This window comes from Mesorhizobium sp. B4-1-4, assembly GCF_006439395.2.
Lineage (GTDB): Bacteria > Pseudomonadota > Alphaproteobacteria > Rhizobiales > Rhizobiaceae > Mesorhizobium.
Genome location: NZ_CP083950.1, coordinates 3800003 through 3825093, shown reverse-complemented (window position 1 = coordinate 3825093; position 25091 = coordinate 3800003). Strand labels below are relative to the sequence as shown.

Below are 25091 nucleotides of genomic sequence, written 5' to 3'. Positions count from 1 at the left end.
GCCTGGTCTGAGCCTTGGCTCGCTCCGCCCGCCGACGGCAATGCTGCACAGCCGGCTCGAGCGTGGGTGCGTGCCCGGGACCGGTTTGACGAGCGGAAGAGCTCGCGAGGCTCGTTACTTCGATGCCTGACCGGAGACAGGAACCAACCTTACCGGCACCGATTTGGCCGCGGGCACATGCGCCTTCTCCGCCCGATGCCACAAGGGAATCAAGGGATTGAGCTCCGGGTAGTAGCCTGCGCAATTTCCGGGAGGGATCGCGTAAGGCGTGACCCTCAGGCCCCGGACACGTCGCTCGACCCCATCCTCGGCTGCCGATTGCAGATCGATCTCGTCCCCGTCGGAAACCCCAAGCCGTTGCATATCGCGTTTGTTCATCAGCAGAACCATGCGCGTTCCATTGATGCCGCGCAATCTGTCGCGATAACCATAAATCGTGGTGTTGAACTGATCGTTTGAACGGATCGTAATGAGCGTCAGCACATCAGACTGAGAGACGTCGATGTCCGGATCGGTCTCCAACATGGTCGGCGCCTTGAAGTTGGCTTTCTTGTTGGGCGTCTGCCATACCCGCTTCGACGCCTTGATGTCGCGGTGGAACCCTCCCGGTGCCAAAAAACGTTTGTTGAAGTCCTTGAAGTGGTCCGGGTAGCAACGCTCGATCTCGTTCCTGATAAGGCTGTAGTCGCCGACCCATTCGTCCCACGGGACAGCGCTTTTGCCGCCCACCGTAGCCTTGGCGAGTTCGGCGACGATCCTTGGCTCGGAAAGCAGATCGGGACCCGCCGGCGGCCGGTAGCCGAACGAACCGTGAATGCAGGCCGTCGAGTCCTCCATCGAGACATGTTGCTCGCCGCCCGCCTGGCTGTCCCGCTCGATCCGTGACAAGCACGGAAGCAGATAGGTGACCGTGCCGGGGATGAGATGGCTGCGGTTGAGCTTCGTTGCGATCTGTACGTGCAGTCGCAGACGCCGCCACGCCTCCTCGATGAGACCCGTCTCCGGAACCGCGCGCACGAAATTACCGCCGAGGCCGACGAAGGCCTTCACGGATCCGTCGATGACGCCTTCGCACGTCTCCACCGTATCGCGGCCCTTTTCTCGGGGTGGCTCGAATTGGTAGAACGCGGCGAACTTGTCGAGCGGCACCAACTCGGGTTTTTCGGAAATGCCCACCGTGCGCTGACCCTGCACATTGGAATGACCACGTAGCGGCGAAACGCCGGCGCCCGGTTTGCCGACATTGCCGCGCATCAGCAACAGATTGCACAGCATGTGGACGTTTTCGGTGCCGTGCCGATGCTGTGTCAGGCCCATGCCGTAATTGCCGATCACCGCGGAAGCCTCGCTGTAGATCCTGGCGACACGTTCCAGATCCGCGCGCGCGATGCCCGAACGTGCAACGATCTTGTCCCATGGCGTGCGCCGCAGATAGGCTTCGAATTCTTCGAAGCCGGACGTGTGTTCCGCAATGAAGCCCGTATCGAGAACGCGCCGGCCGCCGTTTTGCACGGCGGCATCATCCAGCGCGAGAAGGGATTTCGCGATTCCGGTCATGGCCGCGATATCGCCACCGCCGCGCACCTGGAAGAACTCGCTCGACATCTTGGTGCCCGGTCCGGGCGACAGCATTTCGACGGGGCTTTGCGGGTTCTTGAATCGCTCGAGGCCGCGCTCGGGGAGGGGATTGAAGGTAATCACGGGAATACCGCGCTGACGCGCCTCTTCGATCGGATGCAGCAGTCGCGGCGCGGTGACCCCGGTGTTGTGCCCGAAGAAGAACATGAGGTCACAATGTGCGAAATCTTCCAACTGCACGGTGCCGACGGGCGAGCCGATGGACTCCGGCAGTCCCACGGACGTCGACTCGTGACACATGTTCGAGGAATCCGGCAGGTTGCTCGAACCGTAAATGCGGGCGAAGAGCTGATACATGAACGACGCTTCGAGCGACGCCCGCCCGGAGGTGTAGAAGACGACGGATCGCGGATCGAGCTTTCTCAATTCCTTGCCGATTTCACGGAAAGCCGCGTCCCATGACACTGGCTCGTATTTGTCGGTAGCCTCGTTGTAGCGCATTGGCTCGACCAGCCGGCCCTGCTTTTCGAGGTCATGATCGGGCCAGTCGAGCAGCTCATTCACCCGGTGAGCGGCGAAGAATTCCGGCCCGCAGCGACGTTTGGTCTGGTCCCAGAGCGTGGCCTTGGCGCCGTTCTCGCAGAACTCGAAAGGCCGTGGCTCCGCTGGCTTGGCCCAGGAGCAGGACACACACATGTAACCGTCGGACTTGTTCTGCCGCATCAGCGTGCTCCAGATGCCCGACACGAGAAGACCTTCGCCATGTGCCTTGCGTATGAGCGACTTCAGCGATCCCCAACCGCCGGTTGGGTGATTATATCGTTTGATTTTGACGTGGTCGGTGACGGACGGTTTCATGTGGGTGCTCGGCTGTTTGATGACGAACATCAACCTGCCTTGGTCAGCTAGGTTCCCGCGTCCGGACCTCCGTTGCCGCGCCAACAGTTCACGGATTGGTGAAGTGCTCAGGAAACCAAGCCGGCATTCCTCCACATTGCGCCCCGTTCGGGAGGATGCCTGCAGCCAATTCCTTGCCACCGCGGCGTGATAAGCACGTTTGTGAGAAACGAGGCGTCCTGCCCAAACCACGCGACCGGAACTTATTTTCGGGCCCGTCGTTGCAGCTGGCATCACCGAGCAGTGTTTCCTCAGGCTGACTGACGATGTCTTCTATCCGCTATCTCCAGATGGCCTCCGAAGTCCTGTCGAAGCGGATGCGTTTCGAGAGACCCCGTCACGCGGGTAGTGATCGAGAGTGACACATCACCATCGCGGAACGGCGGTGTCGGACATGGGCAAACTGCGCTGCGCAGGGGGGATAGGGGCGTTGGCAGTCCTGCTTTCAGGGTGCAGCCAGTGGCAGTCGGCATTGCATCCTCAAGGCGGCGGCGCGCGAGCCATCCTCGGGCTGATCTGGCTTTTTACGGCCGTCTCCGTGGTGGTGTGGGTCCTTGTCGTGATGGCTCTGACGATGGCTGTCCTTCACCGTCGGCGGGGTCGGCAAACAGGAGAGCCGCTTGCGACCGATCGGAGACGTGAGCAGAACTTTTTCCGTGTCGTTGCCACAGCCGTTGCAGTAACCATTGCTGTCCTCATCGGACTGACCTTCGCCAGCTTCCTGACCGGAAAATCCAACGCCGCTCTCAACGGAGAGGCGCTCACCATCCATCTCACCGGTCATCAATGGTGGTGGGAGGCGCGGTATCACCTCGATGGTCAATCCGACATTGTCACCGCCAACGAAATCCATCTGCCCGTGGACCTGCCGATCCGGGTCGAACTCGACTCCGCCGATGTCATCCACAGCTTCTGGGTCCCGAGCCTCGCGGGGAAACGCGATCTCATCCCGGGCCGGCCGGGCGCGATCACGCTGCTGGTGGAAAAGGCGGGGACTTACCGTGGCCAATGCGCGGAATTCTGCGGCTATCAGCATACGCATATGGCAATGACGGTCGTGGCCGAAGGCCGCTCTGCCTTCGACGCCTGGGTTGCGCGGCAGCGGCTCGATGCCGTGCCGCCGAAGGAAGAGGAAGCCCGTCGCGGGCAGGCAGCTTTCCTCGGAACCGGATGTGCGCTCTGTCACAGGATCCGTGGCACACCGGCGGTCGGCGTCGTCGGGCCGGATTTGACGCATCTTGCAAGCCGCGGCTCTCTTGCCGCCGACACCTTGCCGCTGACCCGAGGCGCCCTCGCGGCGTGGATCGCCGACCCGCAGTCGATCAAGCCCGGCGCCAAAATGCCGAGCATCGATCTCAGTGCCAATGACCTCAATGCGGTGGTCGCCTATCTGGAGGGGCTGCAATGAGCGCAGCCGAGGTCGAGCTCAACGCGGAGGAGCTCAAGGGCATACGCGACACGGGCCTCGACGACGCCACGCTTCATGCATCTCTGTCCGAGACCTGGAAGACACCCGATGGCCTCTACGGTTGGCTGGCGACCGTAGACCACAAGCGCATCGCCCAACGCTACGTCGTCACGGCCTTCCTGTTCCTTATCCTGGCCGGGATTTCCGCGCTCGTGATGCGCTTGCAGCTTGCTTCGCCCGAAGCGGGCCGCGTCGGCCCGGATCTGTACAATCAGCTTTTCACCATGCACGGCACGACGATGATGTTTCTCTTCGCCGTGCCGATGATGGAAGGCTTCGCCATCTACCTGGTGCCGTTGATGATCGGCTCGCGCAACGTCGCGTTTCCGCGCCTCAATGCCTTCAGCTATTGGGTCTATGTGTCGGGCGGATTGATGATCTGGGTGGCGTTTGCTTTCAACACCGGTGCCGATGCTGGGTGGTTTTCCTACGTACCGTTGGCAGGTCCCGAATACGGCACCGGCAAGCGCCCGGATTTCTGGGCACAGATGGTCACCTACACGGAGGTTTCGGCGCTTGCGGTGGCCGTGGAGGTCATTGCCACCGTCTTCAAGCAAAGAGCGCCGGGCATGACGCTGGACCGCATGCCGATCTATGTCTGGTCGGCTTTGGTGATGGCATTCATCATTCTCTTTGCGATGCCGGCGGTGATGGTGTCGAGCACGATGCTCATTCTCGACCGGCTCGTCGGGACGCAGTTCTTCAATCCGGCAAGCGGAGGCGACGTGCTTTTGTGGCAGCACCTCTTCTGGTTCTTCGGCCATCCGGAAGTCTACATCATCTTTATCCCGGCGACGGGCTTCGTTTCGGCTATCCTGCCTGCCTTCGTCCGCAGGCCGGTATTCGGCTACCTGGGGATCGTGCTGTCGCTTATAGGCATCGGGCTGCTGTCTTTCGGCCTGTGGGTGCATCACATGTTCGCCACCGGCCTGCCGCAGCTTGGCGAAAGCTTCTTCACCGCTTCCTCCATGATGATTGCCATCCCGAGCGGGATCCAGATCTTCTGCTGGATCGCCACGATTTGGGGCGGACGGCCGATCCTGGCAACGCCGCTCCTGTTCGTGCTCGGCTTTATTGTGACCTTCGTCATCGGCGGCTTGACCGGCGTCATGGTCGCGTCGGTGCCGCTCGATCTGCAGGTGCATGACACCTATTTCGTCGTCGCCCATCTGCACTACGTGCTGGTGGGCGGGGCGGTGTTTCCGCTGCTCGGCGCGGTCTACTATTGGTTTCCCAAGATCACCGGGCGCATGCTTTGCGAGCGGCTCGGGAAATGGAACTTCTGGCTGGTCTTCATCGGCTTCAATGCCACCTTCTTTCCGATGCACATTCTGGGCCTGCAAGGAATGCCGCGACGGGTCTACACCTATCCGCTCGAAAGCGGCTGGGGAGGCACGAACCTCTTCGTCAGCCTGTGCAGCCTCGTCCTGACTGCCGGGTTCGGAGTTCTCTTCCACAACGTCGTCCTTAGTCTCAGGCGCGGGCGCCTCGCCGGGGACAACCCCTGGGGCGCGAGCACGCTGGAATGGGCAACCGCCTCGCCGCCGCCGTCGTACAATTTCCCGCGCATTCCGGTGGTCGACCATCGCGAGCCGCTCTGGAAGGATGCCGAGGTACTTCCTGTCGCGGAGGGGCTGCGCATCGACGCACGCGAGGTGATAGCCGGTACCGTCGCCGATGCGGTGCCGCAAATCCGCCAACCCTCGGCCGACAATTCCATCTGGCCGTTTCTCGCCGCCATTGCGGTCGGCGTGGCTTTTCTGGCCTCGATCTATACGCCTTGGGCCGTGGTTTGGGGCTCCTTGCCGGTGGCGGTGACCTTCATCGGCTGGTTCTGGCCCAAGGCTATTCCGGAGGACGAGGAATGAAGCACCGCGCCGTTGCCGATATCAGCCGGCTGCCGACCTATGATTTCGGCGCGAGCACTCCCATGTGGTGGGGAACGCTGGCCTTCATCGCGCTCGAGGCGACCGGTTTTGCCCTCGCGATCGGCGCCTATCTCTATTTGGCGTCGGTCAGTCCGCAGTGGCCGATCGCCGCGCCGCCACCGGACCTGTTCCCGGGCACGGCCATACTGGTCGTTCTCCTCATCAGCGTCGTTCCCAATCACATGGTCGAGCAATTGGCAAAGAGGCAGGATCTGGCGAAGGTGCGCGTCGGCATGATCGTGATGTCAGCCGTTGGTTTCTTGCCTTTGCTGCTGCGCATCTGGGAGTTCGCGGCACTAGAGATCCGCTGGGACCAGAACGCCTACGGCTCGATAATCTGGTTCATCATCGGATTGCATACGACCCACCTGCTTACGGATGTCGGCGATACGGTCGTGCTTGCGGTCCTCATGTTTACGGACAAGGGCAACACGGGCCGACGTTTCAGCGATGTGGCCGACAATGCCTTCTACTGGGATTTCGTGGTCGCTTCCTGGGTCGTGCTCTATTTCATAATCTACTGGTTCCCGAGGATGTGAGATGCAGGCCATCAGGCACCGGCAGCGTTTCTCGCGCCACCACACTGCGTTGCGTGGTCTGGCCGGGCTTCTGCTGTTTGCCGGAGGCCTCGTTTTTCTGCTGCGCGTGCGTCCACGCGAAGCCATTCCATCGAGCGCCTTGGACGTTGCTTCGTTGCCGCGAGACAAAATCGTGACATGGAGCGCCGCCTTTCTCGTGGGTGCCGTTTTCGTGACCGGTGCCTATCTCGCGCAGGCATGGCGCGCGGAGTTCCTGAGCGAGGCGCAGATCAACCAGCAGACCGGCGGCGAGGCTGCCCGGGCCATCCCGGCAATGATCCGCAACGGTTGCGGCGGATGCCATGAAATTCCCGGCGTGCCCGGAGCCAGAGGGACGGTCGGCCCGTCGCTGGCCGGCGTCTCCCGGCGGTTCTATATTGGCGGCACGGCGCGAACCTCCTCCGATGTGATGATACGCTGGATCAGCCGTGCACGGGACGTGGACCCGAAAACGGCCATGCCCAACACCAACCTGTCGCCGCAGGAGGCACGCGACATCGCTGCCTATCTCTACGCGCGGACGTGACCTGGAAGGAGCCGTCCCAGGTAGCGTCGGGCAAGCAGCCACACACAAAGCAACAGGAGCGCGGCGCAGGCGGCGACGAGCGCCTCCACGCAGATCAGCATCAGTGTTTCCGGGGTTTGCGCGCCTGCCCGCATCTGGCGCACATCGGACGCCGCGACGTTGACCTCGGGGTTGCCGAAATGGACGAAAACATAGTTGGCAAGGCTTGCCACCTGGGCGTCGTCGAGCCAATCGGCGAACGCGGCCATAGAAGGGCGGCCCGCGACGCCTCCGGCCTGGACGCCATAGAGGATCGTCATCACGACGTTTTGCGATGTCGGCGCCCCCGTCGTCGTGTTGTGGACGAGCGAGGGGAAGCCGCCGTCGGGTGATCCGCGCCCATCAGGTCGATGGCAATCGGCGCAGAGCGAGGCATAGAGTCCGGCTCCGTCGGAGGTGATGTTGCCGTGCGGCACGTTTTGGCCGTCCGGCCCGGCACTGGCGGCGATGCCTTGCTGTGAGGACCGCGGCTGCTTCTCCTCGCCGGCTTGGGCCGGTACGCTGCGCAGATAGGCGACGATTGCACGGATGTCGCCGTCAGGCAGATGGCTCAGGCTGTTGGTCACCGTTTCGGCCATCGGCCCTCCGGCGTAGGACTTGCCGGGCAGAGCGCCGGTCTTGAGAAAGCGCCCGAGTTCGGCGTCGCTCCAGCCGCCGACGCCGGCTGTCGGGTCGGACGTGATGTTGTAGGCCTGCCAGATGCCCGCCGAGCCGCCGGCGAGGTTCTTTTGCCTGTCCATCCCCAGCGTCATGTTGCGCGGCGTATGGCATGCGCCGCAATGGCCAAGCACTTCGACGAGGTAGGCGCCCCTGTTCCATTCGTCGTCGCGGGACGGGTCCGGAGCGAACCCGCCGCCGCGCCAGTTCGCGATCTTCCAGAACTTCACGATGGCACGCTGGCTGAAAGGAAAGGGCAGGATGTTATCGGGACGGGGTTGATGCATCGGTGGCTGCGCGAAAAGGTAGGCCTTAATGGCCAGAATGTCCTCGCGGCTCATCTGCGCAAAGCTGTCGTAAGGCATGGCCGGATAGAGATCGGCGCCGTCCCGCCGCTTGCCCTCCCGCACCGCGCTGACGAACTCGTCATCCGTATAGAGCCCGATGCCGGTGTCGCGGTCGGGCGTGATATTCGTCGAATAGACCTCCCCGAACGGCGTCGGCACCCGGTAGCCGCCAGCCAGCGGCCGGCTTGGTTCCGAGGTGTGGCAGCCGATGCAATCGGCGGCGCGCGCAAGATATTCGCCCCGATCGATCTCGGAGGCCCAAAGCGGCGGGACGCCTGCCAGCAGCAGCACCAAGAGGAAAGCCATGGACTTCGCAAGGAACAATGCCGTCCGGATGCACCAATCCTGCGGCGCAAAATGGGGTCGACCCAACTTGATATGCAGCATGGTCGAAAACCTGAAGCAGATGGCTCCGGCCTAACCACGGGCGGCGAGCTATGTTCCTGAGCCTCGGCCAGCATGCAATGGCCACGAACGAGACAGCGGTGCCGCGGCATCGGCAGCAACGGCCTTACGACCGCAAGTGAACCGAAATCCGGTCGACCTCGTCACGGTGGCGCCCGCTGCCGTGCAGGCGGTTCGTTCTCAGCTGAGGAACAGAAGCTTCATGCCAATGGAACGGGTTGCGACGCCTCACGTTGCTGTTGCGAAGAGGAGATCACGATGAGACAAGCGGTCATGGCTGTTGTCGCGACGGTTCTGCTCACAGCGTGCAGCAACAGCGATCCGGTGCAATCCAAGAGCGATCCCAACACCCAGCCAGTCGATCAAAACCCCAAAGTCGACAAGGACCCGACGCCTCAGACCTCCACGGGAGGGGATCAGCAGGGAACCCAGCCGGCTCAAGGGACCCTGCCGGCGAAGCCTGCTTCTCCCTGATTCACGAAGAGGTCCGATCAGCTAGCGGACCGCTGATGCTCGTCGTTGCGCCCGTCGACCGAGCGTTTTCGCTCGATTTCCTCCGGCTCTTTCTTGTCGATTTGGGTGAGATCGTTGCGCGCATTACCGGTCGCGCGGATCAACTCGTCCAGCTTGGCCTGCAAGGCTTGGGTATCGCGGTGCTCCGCCCGCTGGATGAGAAGCGTCATGGCCCAGGTCACGAGGGTGGCGACGCCATGCCAGTCGAGTGTTTCATGCTCGAAGACAATCCACGCGACGGTGTAACCAACAAGAATCAGAAAGGCCCAGGGCTTCGCCGTCAGCGTGCCGGTTGTGGTCAGAATTTCTCGGACGGGGTGAACAGCCATCATCACGAACGTGGTCTGCGATTTTGAGTTCCAGATTGCGTGCGGAATGGAACACCGGTCCTTTGTGCAAGTTGTCCGGTCGAGGAGACCAGATATGAGCGCAACCGTAGAGTTCTTTCGAAGTTGGTTACAGGAGAATGTCGGTAACCTACCTGCCGACACGCAGGTCAGTATAGCGGTGCTGGCGCAACAGTTCGAACAAGATGCCGATGCCGCCGGATACGGACGCGAAATCCGCGAGGAGGAAATCGGTCATATCGAAGATGCCATCCAGCGCGCGCTCGATCAGGCGAGCGAGAATGATCCTGAAGGGGCAAGGATTCCACCTGAAGAGAGCCCCCTGGCGCCGGTCGTCGAAGCCTTGGAGACCTCCGAAGAGATAGGCGGTTCGGGCACGGCCCCAGACGAAGAAGAGCGGGCAACATAGTGTGGACCTGCAGGGAACCGGCGACCTGAGGCCCGCAGATCCGGTCTGCCATCTGCGCGTCGCAGGCGAGTTAGCGAGGCAATCTTTGGCCCGTACGGAACTTTCCGCCTTAGCCCGTTTTTTAGCTTCATCAACTTGTCGAGGGGCGAAAGATGACGCCGAAACCCGACCGGCATTGTGCGCGGCGAGGGAGGATGGCGTTCGGCAGTGAGGCAGTGGAGTTTGAAGCTTTTCAAGAATTGCGTTGAGCGGCTTTTTTGCCGCGCCTGCCTGGTGATGACCGCAGTGGCCCTGGCTGCTTGTACGTCCTCCGACCCCGTCCAACAGCAATCCAGGACGGTCGCATCAGCCGCGCAGACGGCAGCCCTGGCAACCGACGCCTGGATGGCAGGAGCCGCCCCTGCACGCTATACGGCGGCCACATTGCAATCGCTTGCCGAAACCGTCACCGAGGCCGATCGGCAGTTGCGGTCGGACGCCTCGCCCGAACCCGGAAGGAGCAGTGAAGTTTCGGCGGCGATGACACGGCTGTCAACGGCGGTGAAAGATGCCGAAGCCGCCGTGAAGGCCGGCAGCCGGCCGCAGGCGGACAAGGCGCGGCAGGATCTTAACGGCGCGATGGCGGATCTGACTGTCGCCGCTGCCAGATACGACCAGCCGAAGTCATGAAAAAGCTGCTCGAGATTTCGCTTGGGGTCGTTACCAGTGTTGGGGGCTTTCTGGAGATCGGCTCGATGGCGACGGCCGCTCAGGCCGGCGCATTGTTCGGATTCCAGCTGATCTGGTCGGTCGTTCTTGGCACCGTCTGCATCATCTTCCTGGTCGAGATGGCCGGCCGCTTCGCTGCCGTGAGCCGCCACACGATAGCGGACGGCATCCGCGAGCGGTTCGGCTTCAATGCCTTCCTGTGGCCGCTCCTGACCACGGTGCTGGTCAATTTCATGGTGCTGTCGGCGGAGATCGGTGGCGTTGCCATTGCCGGCGAACTTGCCACGGGCATCAGCTTCCAATGGTGGGCGCTGCCTGTCGCTTTCGTAGCGTGGCTGTTGTTGTGGAAAGGCACGTTCGGCCTGATCGAGAAGGGCGTCTCGACGCTCGGCCTTGTCACGCTCTGTTTCGTCGTCGCGGCGGTGATGCTCAAGCCGGACTGGAAACAGGTTGCTGACGGCGCCGCGCCGAGCCTGCCCAGTCACGATACGGCAAACTACTGGTTCATGGCCGTCAGCATTCTTGGCGCCTCGATATCACCTTATCTCTTCATGTTTTACTCTTCGGGGGCGATCGAGGACCGGTGGGACAAGAGCTATCTCGGCACCAATCGCGCCATTGCCGGCCTGGGTATGAGCTTTGGCGGGACAATTTCCGTCGGCGTTCTGATCGTGGCCGCGCTCGTGCTCGGCGCGCATGGCATAAGTCAGGTGGACGACTACAATCAGCTGCCGCTGATGCTCATCCCTATCTTCGGGTTCTGGGGTTTCGTGCTGTTTGTCGCTTCACTCGGCATCGCCTGCTTCGGCGCCGTGCTCGAAATTGCGCTGCAACAGGCTTACCTGATCGCGCAGGGCTTTGGCTGGACATGGGGCGAGGACAGCAAGCCGCGTGACAATCCGGGCTTCGCCAGCGTCTATTCGGTGTCGATTTTCCTTGCCGCGATCCCGATCGCGCTTGGCCTCGATCCGCTCAGGCTGACGGTCTTTTCCATGGCGATTACCGCTGCCAGCCTGCCGCTGACCGTGGTGCCTTTTCTCTTCCTGCTGAACGACAAGCATTACGTCGGCGAGCATCGCAACGGGATCATCTCGAATATCGCGGTGATCTTCATCATCACGCTGGGCTTTGTGCTTGCTGTGGTGACCATCCCCCTGCAGATATTCGGAGGCACCTGATGAAGCTGCTGCGCGATATGCTGGACAAACAGGTTGTCGATCGTGAGCAGGTCAAGATCGGCAAGCTGGACGGCTTGGTCGCCGAACTGAGGCCAGGCAAGCCGCCCCGGATCATTGCCATAGAAGTTGGATCGGTTACGCTGGCGCGCCGCCTTGGAAGGCTGCCAGGGCGCTGGATGGCGCGCCTTGCGGCAAAACTCGGTGGCGAACGGCACGCCCGGCCGCATCGGATCCCCTGGAGCAAGGTGCGCGATATCGGCGTCGACATCGAATTCGACATCGACGTGCGCGAGACGGCAATCTTCGACTGGCAGGATTGGTTGCGCGATCATGTCATCGGCCGAATTCCGGGAGCCTGAAGATGGCGATCGTGAACGTCGACCATCTGGCTGGCCGGAGGGTCCTGTCCCAAAATGGCGAAAGCATAGGCCACATAGAGGAGATCGTCGCGGAATCGCAAGGCGACGACTTCGTCGTCACCGAATTCCACATCGGCATTTTCGCCGCTTTTGAACGCCTGTCCGCTTCCTCCGTAGGTACCGCCGTTCTCGACCTTTTTGGACTTCGCCGCCGCGAGGGGCTCTATCGAATTCCGTGGGACAAGTTGGATATTTCGGATCCGATGAAGCCCAAGCTCCTTTGCACGAAGGAAGAACTTGGTGGCATGAAGGCGGAGCCCGAGAGCGGGACATGAAGCTATCACGCGGGCCGACCTAACTTGGCCGAAGCGCATCGGCGCCTGCTCTGGTTTCGCTTGATCGAATCCAAAGGCCGGCCATGAGAAGCGCTGCTCCGCCATAGACAAGGCCAGCCGGAATCCACATCACCAATCCCGCGAGCTGCTGGTCTTCGATAGGGCTCAGGTTCCACAACGCCGCGCCGACAGCGTTTTGCGGATACCAGAGCTTCGGCGACAAAAGCAGCAGAACGCCGAGCAGACCGGTGTGCAGCGAGGTGACGAACAGATGCATCACGGCGCTGCCATAATTCTGCTGGCGGCCTGGACGTGGCAGCAGGGTCCACCAGAAGAGCAGGCCAGTGCCGAAGAAGCTTGCGTGCTGCGCGTAGTGCAGCACGCCCTGCTGAAGTGCCATCTCGAACAGGGCCGGGATGTGCCAGACCCATATCGCGATGCCGTGGATGACGGTCGCGTTGAGCGGACGGGCGACGAAGGCCCAGGTCATCCGCAGCAGTTTCCCATGCCCGATCGTTCCAAGATTGCGCCGAAACCCGGCGGGCAATGCCCACAGCAAGGCCGCGGCAGGACAGGCTGCAACCAGCAAGGGCGCCGCCACGGCCATCAGCAGTTCATGTTCGATCATGTGCGCAGCAAAAAGCCGTTGGCTAAGCGCATGGATCGGACTGACCAAAGCCGCCGCCAAGACAATCCAGCCCATGGCGAACCACAGTGCCTGCCGTGCCCGTATAGGCCTGCCGTGGCCACTGCGGCGGCACAGCCGCGTCGCGCCGGTCGCATAGGCAATGGCCACCGCCATCAGCGGCATGGTAATCGGCAGCGCCAAGGTCCATCCCGCTGCCGGCGCGCCCGCGCCGTAGCAAATCGAACTGGAGAAGAATGCATCGAAGCTCATCGCAGGCAGCCATCGACGATGAGTGCGGCGCTGGCTTGCATGAAGATGACCAGCGCAAACAACAAAGCCGTCCCCATGCCGAGATCGGCAATGAAGCGTTCAGTGTTTTGCTTGCGCCCGGAGGCGCCGTGTAGCCGCCTTGCCCGCCATGATAGCGCACCTCCGACGAGCGAAAGCAGCGCAAGCGTCAAAGCCAAGGGCAGCACGACTGGCACTTGATGGGCGCATTGCCAAGGCACCAGAACGTAGTTCACTTGCGTCGAGACAGCCCAACTCAGCGGTCCTGACAGGAGCCCGCACCAGGAAGAACCCGATAGAACCGTGCGCATCCGAACTCGGTGTCCGCTTCACCAACGTGGGAACCCGCAAAGCGACCATGCTGAAGAATTCCGGCTGTCGCGCGAGCTGCCACTTCCAGCTATGTTGCCACAGCCGCCGCGGATCTAACGACGGTGCGAAAGCAATGTTCCGACAAGGAACAAATGGCCACGCGGGGTCACGTGGACCATTCGAAACGAACCCGGCTTCGGCGGCCCAGTTGACCCGGGGCACGATTGGTCGAAGTTGGCGGCAGGGATACTGGAACGAGTTTACGTCCAGACAGGAACGATCCTCATTCTCCTGCATTCTTCCTAATCTCCGTTCAACATCTTTTGCCGAGGGCCGACCATTGTTACTCCAGGACCGCGCGAACCAGGCGGATAGCATTTCCATCGTCGATCTGATCCCGGCGCTGAGGGCTTTCGCGCGCACTTTTTGCCGCGCCCCCGGGGACGCCGACGATCTGGTGCAGGAGACCCTGACCAAGGGTCTTGCCAATCTGGACAAATTCGAGCCGGGAACGCGGATGAAATCCTGGCTTTTCACCATCATGCGCAACACCCACTATACCCGCGTCAGAGCGGCAGCCAGGGAGGCGCCCGGGCTGCTTGACTGCGCCTCCAGCCGCCCGATTTCCGAAGCGTCCCAGGACTGGTCGATGCAGAGCAAGGAAGTACACGGCGCGATCCAGGCGCTTCCCGCGCATCAGCGCGAAGTGCTGATGCTGATCGGGGTGCTGGGGGTCAGCTACGAGGAAACGGCAGAGATATGCGGGTGCGCGGTGGGAACCGTGAAAAGCCGCCTGAATCGCGCACGCGCGGGCGTGCTGGAAGCGCTTGGCGAGACCTCGTCGCAATCACTGGTCGAAAGGCGCAGTTATTTGTCCGAAGACCATTACGATACCGGCGCCGAACGCCACCGATAATCAGCTCAACTTGATCGTCGTCTCGCGTAGGCGCTTTTCGACCAGCGCATTCTGCAGCTCCATCGCAAGCGCGGTCAGGCGATCAGGAACTTTCTCCTGTTCGATGGCTGACAGCAGTGACGCAATCTCCTGGTCCATGCCTAGACTTGCCTGGGGGCCAAGGTTGCGCTGGCTCATGCGAGACATCGCATTCTCTTAACAAATGATATTCCTGTAAAACAGTGTGCACAGGCGGCCGGCGTTTGCAAGGCAATCCCGGCCTGCAATCCGGCCGGCCTCCGGCTCTGCACAACATTGTTCGGCAATCCGAAATTTTCCCTTCGAGCCGTCACGGTAAGGCGACGATTCAGCTCAGCGTGGTCGTCCACCGACGGTCCCTCGATCGGTTGCCATCGAGCCGGCGTTGCAGGGCATGCCGATTCCACATCCATGGCTGAACTGGACATCGCTGCGATTCCTCTCGAACACGGGTTGAGGCACTATGTTCCTCCGGCTCGAAGAAGAAATGCAGTTCCGTCCCAGCGGCTGAATGGCATCTCCGCGTCGACGATGATCCGCATGCCGGACGCGTTTGCGAACCGATGGATGTCGTAGCGGTCAAGGGCGACCGCCCCCCGGTAGGAGTAGTTCAAAACCGCTGCCATGCCGCCGGGCCTGAGCACCCGCGCCATCTCGCTCAAGTGCCGCTCGGCAAGCCCGGCTAGCACCAGATAGGGAAAACTGTCGACAGCCAATATGCCGTCGAAACTCTTGTCGGCGAAGTCGGTGAGGTCCAAGCCCGATGTCTGCCGCAGTTCCACATTGGCAAACGAAGCGCATTGCCGACCTGCGATCGCCAGCATGGTCGAGGAAATGTCGATGCCAACCAAACGGCCGACCATGGCGTGAAGGGCCCTTTCGAACCGACCAATGCCGCACCCGATATCCAGTATGTCCTTGCCGGATCCGGTAAAGCCGTGACCTTCCAGCCAGCCGACAATTTCGGCCGTGGTTGCCGCCAGGATTTCCTCGTCGCCGAGCGAGGACAATTGTACACTCGCGGCAGGTGAAATGGCGGCCGCGCCGTCAAAGCCGCTCGCCAGCCGCTGCACGGTCGCCGCCGACATTTCACCCTCGCCAATGTCATGGCAAACCGCCGCGGCCGCTGCGCGAAGGTCCTCGAAATTATCCAGCTTGCGCAAAAGCAGCGCAGCAACGGACTTAAACCAATATCGTTCGGCACTGTCGTTTGAGCGCATGGTCAAGGCGATATCCGCCAAATCCGCCGCGTCAATTCCTGTGTCCACATGAACCGCCAGCCTGGCGAGGGCGACTTCGGGGGAAACGCCGTCGATCATGGAAATCTCGAGCGTGCGCATTGCCGCTGCCGCCTCATCGACCGATCCGGGACGCGGCGCCGTCATGCCGGCGTGCTCCGCGTCCACACCCTTTGTCTGGTCCAGCGGTCGAGCGCGCCCCAGCCATATTTGTAGCTTTCCTGGCCACGCAGGAAATCGAATTCCCGCGCGCCTTCACGGACAGCCTCGCCAATGGCGTGACCGATCAGGATCGCTCCCGGGCTCTCGCCGGCATAGGCTGGATCGAAGCCGCCGAGATAGGCATAGGCGCGGCGGCCATGATGGAACCCGTAATAGGCGCCGACAACCGAGCCGCCGATCTCGATCAGCCAGCATCGGGCCAAGCCCTCCGCCGCAAGGCGGGGGAGGGCATTCCGGTGAAATTCCCGCGTGGCGGCGTCAGCCAGCACGCCACCGCCTTGCCCATCCCAACGCGCGCCATGCAACCGGATCAGCTGGCCGAGGAATGTTTCGGGATCGGCCTCGGCGCGCCGGATGTCGACACGGTCTCTGCGGCGTGCGGCTTGGTGGGCGCGGCGCAACTGACGCCTGCGCCGGGCAGGGACGCAACCCGTCAGCGACGCATCGCCAGCAAGCGGGAGCACCGGGCATGCGGCATGGCCCGAATGGCAATTCTCCCGCACGGCCGGCAGTGTTAGGGCCAGCGCGGCTGCCTCCGTCGCGAGATCAGGCAGGATCCATTGCGACCATTCGAGCGAGAGTACAGCCTCGGCGATGGCCCCGTTGACGGCTGACTGTTGTTCCGGTGCGCACAAAATGTCGAGATAGTCGCTGAGTGAAATGCCGATCGGCAACAAGCGCGGCCCGGAAGCGTGCGCCTGCAGATAGAGCGGTGCCAGGCCGACAAGATCGTATCCGTTCCATACGGCGATCGCCGTCAATTCACCTGGCGCGAATGTCCGCCACCATGGCAGGAGCCAGGCGGGAGACTGGAAGGGGGTCGCGGCGGGGCTTTGCAGCCAGAGCCGCCGCCAGCCCGGTCCCAGCGCCTCCAATGCTCCTTCGTCGCGGATGATCTCGGCGTGGAGACCGCTCACTGGTCGGTCTCCAGCGCTGGCTGGCGAGCGCCAAGCCGCGCCAGACCTTCATATGCATCCATGTAAGACGAGAGCATATGCTCGAGGGAGAAGCGGCGGCGCGCCTCGGTCCGGCATGTTTCGTTGTCGAGACCGGCCGAGGCCATGATGGCTCGCGCCATCTCGTCGACGTCGTCGACCAGAAAGCCGGTCTTGCCATGCTCGACGACGTCGGGCAGCGCGCCATTCGGAAAGGCAACGACCGGCGTGCCGCAAGCGAGCGCCTCCATCGCGACAAGCGAGCTTGTTTCGGCGGCGAGGCTGGGGACGACCAGGCAGCGGGCCGCATTGAGAAAACGCCGTTTGGCGAAAAAGCCGAGCGGTCCGAGGAAGCGCCTGTGCCTGTCGAGACGCGGCGCGACTTCATCGTCGAAGTATTGGATATGCGTCTGGTAGGGATAGAGCCTGCCGCCGACGGCCAGCGGCACTTCCGCCTGTTTGGCCGCTTCGAGTGCGAGGTGAATGCCTTTCTCGGGGCATATTCGACTGAGCACCAGCGCGAAATTGCGCCGCGATCGGGTTTCGCTCAAAGCGTCGACGTCGACGCCGTTCGGAATCGGCGGCACCAGAATGGAGCCGGTCGGAGCTGTTTCCTGCTGCGCCGCCGATACCGCGTGGAGCCAGAGGTCCTCACGCACCGGTCGTAGCACCGCCGGCGGGTACCATTGGAGCGGCAGGTGCAGTGTTACCAGCGTCGGGCCAGTGTCCGGCAGGTAAGCATCGAAGTCGATGCCATGCAGATGAACCACATCGACCGGCCAGCGTGCGCGGGCTTCAGCGATTGCCGCACGATGCGCATCCTGAGCCCGCCTCTTGGCTGCTTCATCGAGTACGCCCGTTTCGGCAGGGGTCTCGATCAGGGTGCCGGCCGTGTTGGAGCCCTGGCAAGCGACGACAAGGGAACGATGGCCCATCCGCACCAGCGCACGGTCCAGCATGGACAGCACTTGTTCCGCGCCGCCGACGGCGTCAGGCCCGACCGGGGCCAGGGGATAGGCTACATTGAGGACCGTGAGGGTCACAGCACGAAGCCCTCATGCGGCCGAGGCCCGACGCGCCGGAACCGCGCCGGCGCTGATCCCGGGCGCATAGCGCTGGATCATAGCGGCGCAAAATTCAGCGAATTCCTCCGGCACCAAAGGCGGGCTGGTGTGGTGGGGTTGCAGGCCACGATGCTCGGGCGTGAAGCAGAACGTGACCGTAACATTGAAATCCTCAAGCGCCTGCATCTGGCGGTCGAACCAGTCGAGCGCGTTCGGCCTGAAACTGTCGGCCCAGGATAGGCCTGTACGCATATGGGTGACGCCGAGCCGTTTCATCCAGGCAACGGCATCGTCCAGCCGATGGTCTTGGTAGTGGAACCACTGGACCAATCCGATCTGCGGAGCGTAGCGAAGGAATTCCTCGAGTGCCGGCTTCGGCGTGCCGTCTTCGCGAAGCAGGCCCATGTAGAAATGGCGGTAATAGGAAGATCCTTCCGCTTCGCGGTGGCGCGTGGTGGCTTCCCAGGCGCGGGGGAGGTCGTAGAGGCTGTACCATTGGATGCGCGGCGTATTGCCGATCAGCAGTTCCGCCGTACGGCGCAAGCCCCAGACCTGGACCTCTTCCGCGCCAAAGGTCGAGATACCGACTTCGCTGACCCAGATCGGGAGGTCGATGACCGCGGAAATCTCGCCGAGCTTTTGCGGCCACTCCTGGATTTGCCAAAGGTTCCAGTCCAGCGGGAAACCGTGCACGGCGACAGCGTCGAGGTGATCGAGGACGCCGAATTCCTTCATCCGGGTCATGAACCCCGCATCGATCGGCGAGATACCGCCGAGGACCTTGGTCACTGCCGGATTTTCCCGCTTTATCGCATCCGCGGCCAGGATCGCCATGGTGGCGAAGCGGCTCCAGTCGGGATCAAGCTCGGGATCCCAATGGGACTTGTTGTTGGGCTCGTTCCAGATCATGGCGGCTTCAATCATCTTGTCTCCCTTTCACCGGATAGACGGCACCGCCGCCGGCCGGCTCGCCGGCCACGCGGCAAAAATAAACCTCCGTTTCAGGATGCCGGACGATCTCGAAACCGGCGCTGCGCAGCATGGCCTCGGCGCAGGCGCGGTTCGGAATCCACCAATTTGTCGGATCGTCGGCGTAGCGGTGCTCGATGAAGTGAAGTTTCGGGAATTCCGGCTGGTCGAACAGCTCATGGCTCCAGAAGTGGTAGTTCTGTTCGAGCTCGGGCAAATCGGTGCTGCCGCGCTGCATCGACTGGAAGATCAACAGATCGGCCACGACGTGCTCGCGGATCAGATCGAGCGCCAGCAGCGGATGGCGCAGATGGTAGAGCACCCCCATGAACAGCACGATGTCGAAGCTTTCGCCCAGACCGCCGACGTCATAGACCGACAATTGCCGGAATTCGATCTCGCAATCCGCGACCTCGGCGGCAAAACGGGCCTGTGCCAGATAGGCCTCGTCGAAATCGATGCCGAGCACACGGTCGGCGCCACGCCTTTTCATTTCGATCGAATAGAAGCCGGCATTGCAGCCGATATCGAGCACGGACTTGCCCGTCAGATCGGCCGGGATCGCGTCCGCGAACTTGCGCCATTTGATCAGCGGGTAATTGCCGAGGAAATGGTCGGGCGCGGTCTCGACGCCGGCCAATTCCATATTGTGGAACCACGGCCCGAGCGCATCGATGCGACGACGTATATCGGCATTGGAATGCAGCATCCTAACCTCCTTCGCCTGGAAAGGACGGTACGTGCGAGCGGCCTTGGGCCGTCAACAGGTGCGAGCCCAAGTCTTCGGGGACATCGTTGTTTTCGAGCAGGCGCAGTGCTGTGCGATAGCCGTTGAAGGTGCCGACATCGACGTAGGCGGTGCCTGCCTTGACACCATAAGCCTCACCTCCAGAAGCCAGATAGGCATTGATCAGCGTGCCCAGATATTCGTCGTAACGGTCCCGCTCGCGCCACAGCGCGGCAAGCTGGTGGAAGATACGGCCCGGCATCTTGAACGCGCCCCAGATCCAATTGGTCGCGGCGTCGCGCTGCTTGACCTGAATTTCCCTCACCCGGTCGCCCTCGTCGACAACCACGGCGTCGAAGAGTTCGGGACGATCCACGGGGAACAGCAGGAAGGACAGCCGGTCGTCGGCAAGCCGGCAGAAACCGTCCTCGGGAAACCAGATGGTGTCAGGGAGACCGACGAGAACCGTTTCCTCCGGCGAGACCAGCGGCTCCGCGCGGAAGATCGCGTCGCAAAGACCGACCGGGGAGGGCTGGGCCACGAAGATGGCGGTCGCGGTGTCGTAGCCCGCCGCGTAATATTCCAGGATGTCCGATTTGCCCGACCCGATGACGAAGCAGATCCTGTCGACGCCATTGCGCACCATGCGCCGCACGAGATATTCGCTCACCGCGCAAGGCCGTTCGGTCTGTCCGTCCAACCTGCTGCCGACCGGTAGCAACTCTTTCGAGAAGCCGAGCGGTTGAATACGGCTGCCGCGTCCGGCGGCCGGCACTATGCCCAGCATCAGACGGCTTCCTTCATCTGGTCGCGCGCCGGCGCATGCAATGCGTCGTTCAGCATCTGATCCAGATCCGCGGCGCGCCGCGCGGATGTGTGTTCGTCAAGCACACGCTCGCGGGCGCGGGTGCGCAGGGCGTCAAGCTCCCGGTCCGACAGGCTCAAGGCGGCGACCACGTCGTCAGTGGTGTCGGCGAGCAGGATCTCGCTGCCCGGCTCGAAGAAGCTGTCCAGGCCCGGCCATCTGTCGCTGATGATTGCGGCGCCACAGGCTGCCGCCTCGAACAACCGGCCCGAGGGGCACCAGCCCTTTTTCGCCATCGCCTCGCGGGTGACATTCAGCGTCAGCCGCGATGAGCAGAAGAAGGCCGGATGATCGGCTGGAGGCAGGTGCCTGACAAAGAAGATGTTGTCGCTCCACGGGAATTCCTGGGGGTACTGCGCGCCGCCGATGATGAAGCGGCGGTCGGGGAGCCGGGCCGCAGGCTGGACCAGGAGCTTCTCGACGCCGGCCTGACGGTCCGCGGCATAAGTGCCGAGATAGGACAGGTCGCCGGCAAAATCGGCTCTTGCCTGAGCCGGCCGGTGGCGTTTCGGATCGACATGGCCGTAAAGCGGAGCGACGAAACCCGCGCCAAGCACCGTCTTCAGCGCATCGAGCGCCGGCCCGCCCGTATAGCTCAGCACCAGATCGAAATCGCGCAGGCCTTCCGGACCGAAATAGGGCGGCCATTCGCCTTGCTCGATCCTTGTCAACGTGACGGGCGTGTCGAGATCATAGAACACCTTCAGTCCACGGCAGGCTTGCTGCGCAAGCCGCGAGGCTTCGACCGCGTCGGGGCAATAGGAGGTGACGATGACCACATCGGCCTGCTGGATTGTGGCCTCGGCGACACGGCGGATATTGTCCCAGTCGGGATACAGAACGAGGTGACCGCCATCGAGATGGTCGAGATCCCGGGTTCCGGCATAGTAAGGCGTATCATGTTCGAAGAAGCTGACAGACCAGCCCAGCCGCGCCAGCGCCCGTATAAGCCCGCGCCAGAGGGTGGCATGGCCGTTTCCCCATGAAGAGGTAACGGTGAGGCCGAAAATGACCATCCGCATTTCATAACTCCTGTCAGGCGCTTTCATTGAGGCGAATGAGTTTCGAGCCCCAGTCGCCATGCACGATCGTGGTGATCGACGCCGGCTCGATGTCGAAGCGGAAGCAGTCGCCGAGCTGGAGGCCGAGCACCTTGCATACCGCCGCCTTGATGACGTCGGCGTGGCTGACAAGCGCAACACACTGGCCCTGGGTGTTTTGGCGCAGAGCGTCCATCAGGCCGACGATGCGCTGCTGGACATCCAGCATCGTTTCACCGCTCGGCGTACGCGCCTGTTGGCGTTGATCATTCCACAGACGCCAGCTGGCGTCCGCATTCAGCTCGTCAAAGGTCTTGCCCGACCAGACGCCGAAGTCGATCTCGTCCAATTCCTGGCAGATCGCGATGTCGTTGACGCCGCAGGCAAGTGCGATCGGTTTTGCGGTCTCCAGCGTGCGCTCGCGCGGACTGCTGCAGATGGCGGCTAGGGGTTCGCGGGCCATGCGACCGGCGAGATGCTGAGCCTGTGCCTTGCCGGCTTCGCCAAGGCAGATCCCTTCCATTCGGCCCGCCAGATAGCCGCCGACATTGTCGTGCGCCGCATGCCGGATCAGAAAAAACGTCGTTGTCATTCGGCGGCGTCGAGCATCGGCTCGTCCTTGCCGGAGATGAAGGCGAGGGTGCGCAGGCGTGCCTCGGCGTCCGTGAACTGCTCCGGCGGCGATTTCATGAAATAGCTGCAAGGCCCGGTCAGGGCGCCTGCAATGCCGCGGTCGAGCGCGAGTTTGGCGCAACGCACCGCATCGATCACCACGCCGGCGGAGTTGGGCGAGTCCCACACTTCGAGCTTGAGTTCAGCGTTCAGCGGCACGCCGCCGAAGGTCGTTCCTTCGACACGAATATAGGCCCATTTGCGGTCGGTCAGCCAGGGCACGTGGTCGCTTGGGCCGACATGGATGTTGCCCGCCTCGAGCGGAACGTCGAGTTGGCTGGTGACGGACTGGGTCTTGGAGATCTTCTTCGATTCCAGCCGCTCGCGTTCCAGCATGTTGAGGAAGTCTGTGTTGCCGCCGAAATTGAGCTGGTAGGTGCGGTCGATGCGCACCCCGCGCTCACGGAAAAGATTGGCCAGCAACCGGTGCACGATGGTCGCGCCGACCTGGCTCTTGATATCGTCCCCGACCAGGGGAAGGCCACGCTGCTCGAACCGCCGCCGCCATTCAGGACGCGAAGCAATGAAGACGGGGATGCAGTTGACGAATGCGCAGCCGGCATCCAACGCGCATTCGGCGTAAAAACGCGTCGCCTCTTCGGAACCGACCGGCAGATACGATACCAGCACGTCGCAACCACTGTCGCGAAGCGCCCCACAGACGTCGGCGACCGGCTCCTTCGACTCCTCGATTTCGTCTCGCAGATATTTGCCGATGCCGTCGAGCGTGGGACCACGCTCGACACGAACGCCGGTCGGCGCCACATCGGCGAAGCGGAAGGTGTTGTTGGGCGCGTTGTAAATCGCTTCGGCGACATCGCGCCCCACCTTGGTCGTTGCGACGTCGAACGCGCAGACGACCTCGACGTCATCGACATGATAGCCGCCGAGGTCGGCATGCATCAGTCCGGGTATCGGCTGGTTGCTTTTTGCGTCGCGATAATAGGTCAGCCCTTGCACCAGGGAGGATGCGCAATTGCCGACACCGACGATGCCGATACGAACTTTCTTCGATGCCACGAAACCGACGCCTCTGTTGGTTGGAGGTAAGTTCCTCGCTGCCGAACCGGGAGCGGCCACGAATGTTCCTTCAAATCGTGAAAAATTGCGGCGCCCGGCACGGATCAAACAGGGCTGGGTCGGCGTTGGCGGCGGGATAGTCCGGCAGGAACGATGATCGTCTTTGGCGACCACAAGCAGGTGCACAGCGCGTCGCGGCTCAGAGAAGCCGCCTGCGAGGCAGCGGCGGACATCGGCTCGATGCCGGCCGGCATCGAGCGGCATGCCGCCCTGGTGGGCCTATTCATAAGCGTTTCGGAGCTGGCCCAGGGCCTTGCCGACATCGAGTTCCGGGCCTCTGGGTTCGACAGCAATTCACTGCGTCAACGGCAAGGCGCAAAAATCCTTTTCGGGCTGGCGCAGGAAGTTGCGCGGTCCTGGCAATTCGGCTTTGTCGCCAGCGGAGCGCTGAACGATGATATTCTCTTTATGCTTCGGGACCTGGATTGCCAGGGCGAAGTCGTCACCGGGGCCGCCGAAGGCTATGCCTTTTACGCGCTCTACCCCGAAACCTATCTTGTCGCCGCCCGACGTTCCGGGCTTGCCGCGAACACCTGCGTCATCGGCGTTCGCAGCATCGGTCTAGGGCTCGCCGCGATGGTCGCGGCCGCCATCGGCGCCCCGCCGCCAGTCAGCGTGCGGCCCATTGGGCATCCTTTCCGCCGCGGCATCGCTGCCGATCCCGAATTGATTGGCGGCTGGCGCCACGATCCGGCCGCCCGATTTGCCATCGTTGACGAGGGGCCTGGCCTTTCCGGCAGTTCGTTCCATGCGGTGGTGGCGTGGCTGCTTCACCTTGGCATCGACATCGAGCGCATCCATTTGTTTCCCAGCCACCGTGGCGAGCCGGGTGCCCAGGCGTCGCCCGACATACGTGCGCTCTGGCTCCGGTGCCGCCGCCATGTTGCGGATTTCGAGCACGCTTTCGACTGTTCGACGGCGCCGTCGCTGCAAGACTGGGTCGCCGAGCTTTTGGGCAGGCCAGACATCCGGCTGCGCGAGATCTCCGGCGGAGCCTGGCGCGAGTGCCTCCGAACGCAGCCTGAGTACTGGCCTCCGGTTTTCGGCGGTTTCGAGCGGCGCAAGTTCATGGCTTCGGCAGGCGCGGAGCGATGGCTGGCCAAGTTCGCCGGAATTGGCGAAACCGGCCGAAGCAAGCTGCAGTCCGCAAAGTCGCTCCAAGAGGCTGGCTTCGGTCCACCGGTCGTGGGGCTCCGCCACGGTTTTCTGATCGAGCGCTGGGTCGACCCGGAAACTGCTGGTGAGGCTCATATATCCAGGGACAGGCTCATCGAGCATCTGGGGCGGTACCTCGCCTGGCGCGACGCCAATTTGCAAACCACGCAAGCCGGCGCTTCCTTGGCAGAACTCGCAGGCATGGCTGTCTACAATTGCACTCAGGCGCTGGGAGAGAGCCATGGGATACGATTGCGCGATTGGCTCGCAACGCGGCAGCCGCCACAAACCCGACGGAAGGTCGAGATCGACGGACGGCTGCATCGCTGGGAATTCCTGGCCCGCCCCGATGGCACGCTCATCAAGACCGATGCTGTCGATCATTGCCGCTCGCATGACCTTGTAGGCTGCCAGGCGATAGAATGGGACGTCGCCGGAGCCCGCGTCGAACATGGCCTGTCCAACCCGGAGGTTTCGAAGCTCGTCAGTTGCATGGAAACCGGAACACGGTCTCGCATCGACCTTGACCTGGTTGCCTACATGGAGCCCTGCTACCTGGCTTTTCAGCTCGGCTTGTGGACCATGGCGACCCAATCCTCCGACGAGCGGGACCGCACCCGGCTGGCCGATACCGTCCGGCGTTACCAGGCGGGGCTGCTGCGCTTCGTCGAACTGGCAAGGGCCTGAAGC

27 protein-coding genes are annotated in these 25091 nt (G+C 62.5%); 12 read left to right on the top strand and 15 right to left on the bottom strand.

Annotation, left to right across the window (positions count from 1 at the left end; all coding sequences use genetic code 11):
- Positions 1-114 precede the first annotated feature (114 nt).
- On the bottom strand, positions 115-2436 hold the full coding sequence (locus tag FJW03_RS18300) for an FdhF/YdeP family oxidoreductase (protein WP_140759943.1): 2322 nt from the start codon (positions 2434-2436) through the stop codon (positions 115-117).
- A gap of 433 nt (positions 2437-2869) precedes the next feature.
- Between FJW03_RS18300 and coxB the strand changes: the two genes are divergently transcribed.
- The 4 genes from coxB to FJW03_RS18280 are packed head-to-tail and all read left to right on the top strand — an operon-like array spanning position 2870 to position 6975.
- On the top strand, positions 2870-3883 hold the full coding sequence (coxB, locus tag FJW03_RS18295) for a cytochrome c oxidase subunit II (RefSeq protein WP_140759606.1): 1014 nt from the start codon (positions 2870-2872) through the stop codon (positions 3881-3883).
- Positions 3880-5811, top strand: coding sequence for a cytochrome c oxidase subunit I (gene ctaD / locus FJW03_RS18290; protein ID WP_140759609.1), 1932 nt, complete (start codon positions 3880-3882; stop codon positions 5809-5811). Before coxB ends, ctaD begins: the two co-directional genes overlap by 4 nt.
- Positions 5808-6410, top strand: a complete 603-nt coding sequence (locus tag FJW03_RS18285) for a heme-copper oxidase subunit III (RefSeq protein WP_140759612.1) — start codon at positions 5808-5810, stop codon at positions 6408-6410. Before ctaD ends, FJW03_RS18285 begins: the two co-directional genes overlap by 4 nt.
- A gap of 1 nt (position 6411) precedes the next feature.
- Positions 6412-6975, top strand: a complete 564-nt coding sequence (locus FJW03_RS18280; RefSeq protein ID WP_140607154.1) for a c-type cytochrome — start codon at positions 6412-6414, stop codon at positions 6973-6975.
- On the opposite strand, the gene FJW03_RS18275 is transcribed toward FJW03_RS18280, so the two are convergent.
- Positions 6960-8405 carry a c-type cytochrome gene (locus tag FJW03_RS18275; protein ID WP_210240568.1) on the bottom strand — a complete coding sequence of 482 codons (1446 nt, stop codon included), beginning with the start codon at positions 8403-8405 and terminating at the stop codon, positions 6960-6962. The genes FJW03_RS18280 and FJW03_RS18275 overlap by 16 nt on opposite strands.
- Before the next feature lie 276 nt (positions 8406-8681).
- On the opposite strand from FJW03_RS18275, the gene FJW03_RS18270 reads away from it, so the two are divergent.
- On the top strand, positions 8682-8897 hold the full coding sequence (locus FJW03_RS18270; RefSeq protein WP_140759615.1) for a hypothetical protein: 216 nt from the start codon (positions 8682-8684) through the stop codon (positions 8895-8897).
- A 17-nt stretch (positions 8898-8914) separates the two neighbouring features.
- Here FJW03_RS18270 and FJW03_RS18265 read toward each other — a convergent pair whose 3' ends face one another.
- Positions 8915-9268 carry a low affinity iron permease family protein gene (locus FJW03_RS18265; RefSeq protein WP_319022920.1) on the bottom strand — a complete coding sequence of 118 codons (354 nt, stop codon included), beginning with the start codon at positions 9266-9268 and terminating at the stop codon, positions 8915-8917.
- Positions 9269-9359: 91 nt separating this feature from the next.
- On the opposite strand from FJW03_RS18265, the gene FJW03_RS18260 reads away from it, so the two are divergent.
- The 5 genes from FJW03_RS18260 to FJW03_RS18240 all read left to right on the top strand — a co-directional run bounded on the left by FJW03_RS18260 (position 9360) and on the right by FJW03_RS18240 (position 12272).
- A complete protein-coding gene (locus FJW03_RS18260) occupies positions 9360-9692 on the top strand; it encodes a DUF768 domain-containing protein (RefSeq protein ID WP_140759618.1) in 333 nt (110 codons plus the stop codon).
- 384 nt (positions 9693-10076) lie between these two features.
- Positions 10077-10361: a hypothetical protein gene (locus FJW03_RS18255; protein WP_140759621.1), complete on the top strand. Its 285-nt coding sequence runs from the start codon at positions 10077-10079 to the stop codon at positions 10359-10361.
- Positions 10358-11578: an Nramp family divalent metal transporter gene (locus tag FJW03_RS18250; protein ID WP_140607150.1), complete on the top strand. Its 1221-nt coding sequence runs from the start codon at positions 10358-10360 to the stop codon at positions 11576-11578. Before FJW03_RS18255 ends, FJW03_RS18250 begins: the two co-directional genes overlap by 4 nt.
- Positions 11578-11937, top strand: a complete 360-nt coding sequence (locus FJW03_RS18245; protein WP_140759624.1) for a hypothetical protein — start codon at positions 11578-11580, stop codon at positions 11935-11937. Before FJW03_RS18250 ends, FJW03_RS18245 begins: the two co-directional genes overlap by 1 nt.
- Positions 11938-11939: 2 nt before the next feature.
- On the top strand, positions 11940-12272 hold the full coding sequence (locus FJW03_RS18240; RefSeq protein ID WP_140607148.1) for a hypothetical protein: 333 nt from the start codon (positions 11940-11942) through the stop codon (positions 12270-12272).
- 19 nt (positions 12273-12291) lie between these two features.
- Here FJW03_RS18240 and FJW03_RS18235 read toward each other — a convergent pair whose 3' ends face one another.
- Positions 12292-13083, bottom strand: coding sequence for a cytochrome c oxidase assembly protein (locus tag FJW03_RS18235; protein ID WP_226890398.1), 792 nt, complete (start codon positions 13081-13083; stop codon positions 12292-12294).
- An 83-nt stretch (positions 13084-13166) separates the two neighbouring features.
- Positions 13167-13424, bottom strand: coding sequence for a hypothetical protein (locus FJW03_RS18230; RefSeq protein ID WP_226890397.1), 258 nt, complete (start codon positions 13422-13424; stop codon positions 13167-13169).
- Positions 13425-13840: 416 nt separating this feature from the next.
- Here FJW03_RS18230 and FJW03_RS18225 point away from each other — a divergent pair, with 416 nt between their 5' ends.
- Positions 13841-14416, top strand: a complete 576-nt coding sequence (locus FJW03_RS18225) for a sigma-70 family RNA polymerase sigma factor (protein WP_140607145.1) — start codon at positions 13841-13843, stop codon at positions 14414-14416.
- Here FJW03_RS18225 and FJW03_RS18220 read toward each other — a convergent pair whose 3' ends face one another.
- The 10 genes from FJW03_RS18220 to FJW03_RS18175 all read right to left on the bottom strand — a co-directional run bounded on the left by FJW03_RS18220 (position 14417) and on the right by FJW03_RS18175 (position 23186).
- Positions 14417-14593, bottom strand: a complete 177-nt coding sequence (locus FJW03_RS18220) for a hypothetical protein (RefSeq protein ID WP_413466407.1) — start codon at positions 14591-14593, stop codon at positions 14417-14419.
- Between the two features lie 302 nt (positions 14594-14895).
- A complete protein-coding gene (locus FJW03_RS18215; RefSeq protein ID WP_140759633.1) occupies positions 14896-15819 on the bottom strand; it encodes a class I SAM-dependent methyltransferase in 924 nt (307 codons plus the stop codon).
- Positions 15816-16811, bottom strand: a complete 996-nt coding sequence (locus tag FJW03_RS18210) for a GNAT family N-acetyltransferase (protein ID WP_140759636.1) — start codon at positions 16809-16811, stop codon at positions 15816-15818. Before FJW03_RS18210 ends, FJW03_RS18215 begins: the two co-directional genes overlap by 4 nt.
- Positions 16808-17872, bottom strand: coding sequence for a glycosyltransferase (locus FJW03_RS18205; RefSeq protein WP_140759639.1), 1065 nt, complete (start codon positions 17870-17872; stop codon positions 16808-16810). Before FJW03_RS18205 ends, FJW03_RS18210 begins: the two co-directional genes overlap by 4 nt.
- A 12-nt stretch (positions 17873-17884) precedes the next feature.
- Positions 17885-18817, bottom strand: coding sequence for a beta-xylosidase (locus FJW03_RS18200; protein ID WP_140759642.1), 933 nt, complete (start codon positions 18815-18817; stop codon positions 17885-17887).
- On the bottom strand, positions 18810-19571 hold the full coding sequence (locus tag FJW03_RS18195; protein WP_140607139.1) for a TIGR04290 family methyltransferase: 762 nt from the start codon (positions 19569-19571) through the stop codon (positions 18810-18812). The genes FJW03_RS18200 and FJW03_RS18195 overlap by 8 nt, the downstream gene beginning before the upstream one ends.
- A gap of 1 nt (position 19572) precedes the next feature.
- Positions 19573-20376: a nucleotidyltransferase family protein gene (locus FJW03_RS18190; RefSeq protein WP_140759644.1), complete on the bottom strand. Its 804-nt coding sequence runs from the start codon at positions 20374-20376 to the stop codon at positions 19573-19575.
- Entirely contained in the window at positions 20376-21476 is a 1101-nt protein-coding gene (locus tag FJW03_RS18185; RefSeq protein ID WP_140759646.1) for a glycosyltransferase, read from the bottom strand. The genes FJW03_RS18190 and FJW03_RS18185 overlap by 1 nt, the downstream gene beginning before the upstream one ends.
- 13 nt (positions 21477-21489) lie before the next feature.
- Positions 21490-22086, bottom strand: a complete 597-nt coding sequence (locus tag FJW03_RS18180; RefSeq protein WP_140759649.1) for a histidine phosphatase family protein — start codon at positions 22084-22086, stop codon at positions 21490-21492.
- Positions 22083-23186 (bottom strand): inositol-3-phosphate synthase, encoded by a 1104-nt coding sequence (locus tag FJW03_RS18175; RefSeq protein ID WP_140759652.1) that lies wholly within the window; start codon positions 23184-23186, stop codon positions 22083-22085. Before FJW03_RS18175 ends, FJW03_RS18180 begins: the two co-directional genes overlap by 4 nt.
- A 153-nt stretch (positions 23187-23339) precedes the next feature.
- Between FJW03_RS18175 and FJW03_RS18170 the strand changes: the two genes are divergently transcribed.
- Positions 23340-25088: a hypothetical protein gene (locus tag FJW03_RS18170; protein WP_140759655.1), complete on the top strand. Its 1749-nt coding sequence runs from the start codon at positions 23340-23342 to the stop codon at positions 25086-25088.
- Positions 25089-25091 lie beyond the last annotated feature (3 nt).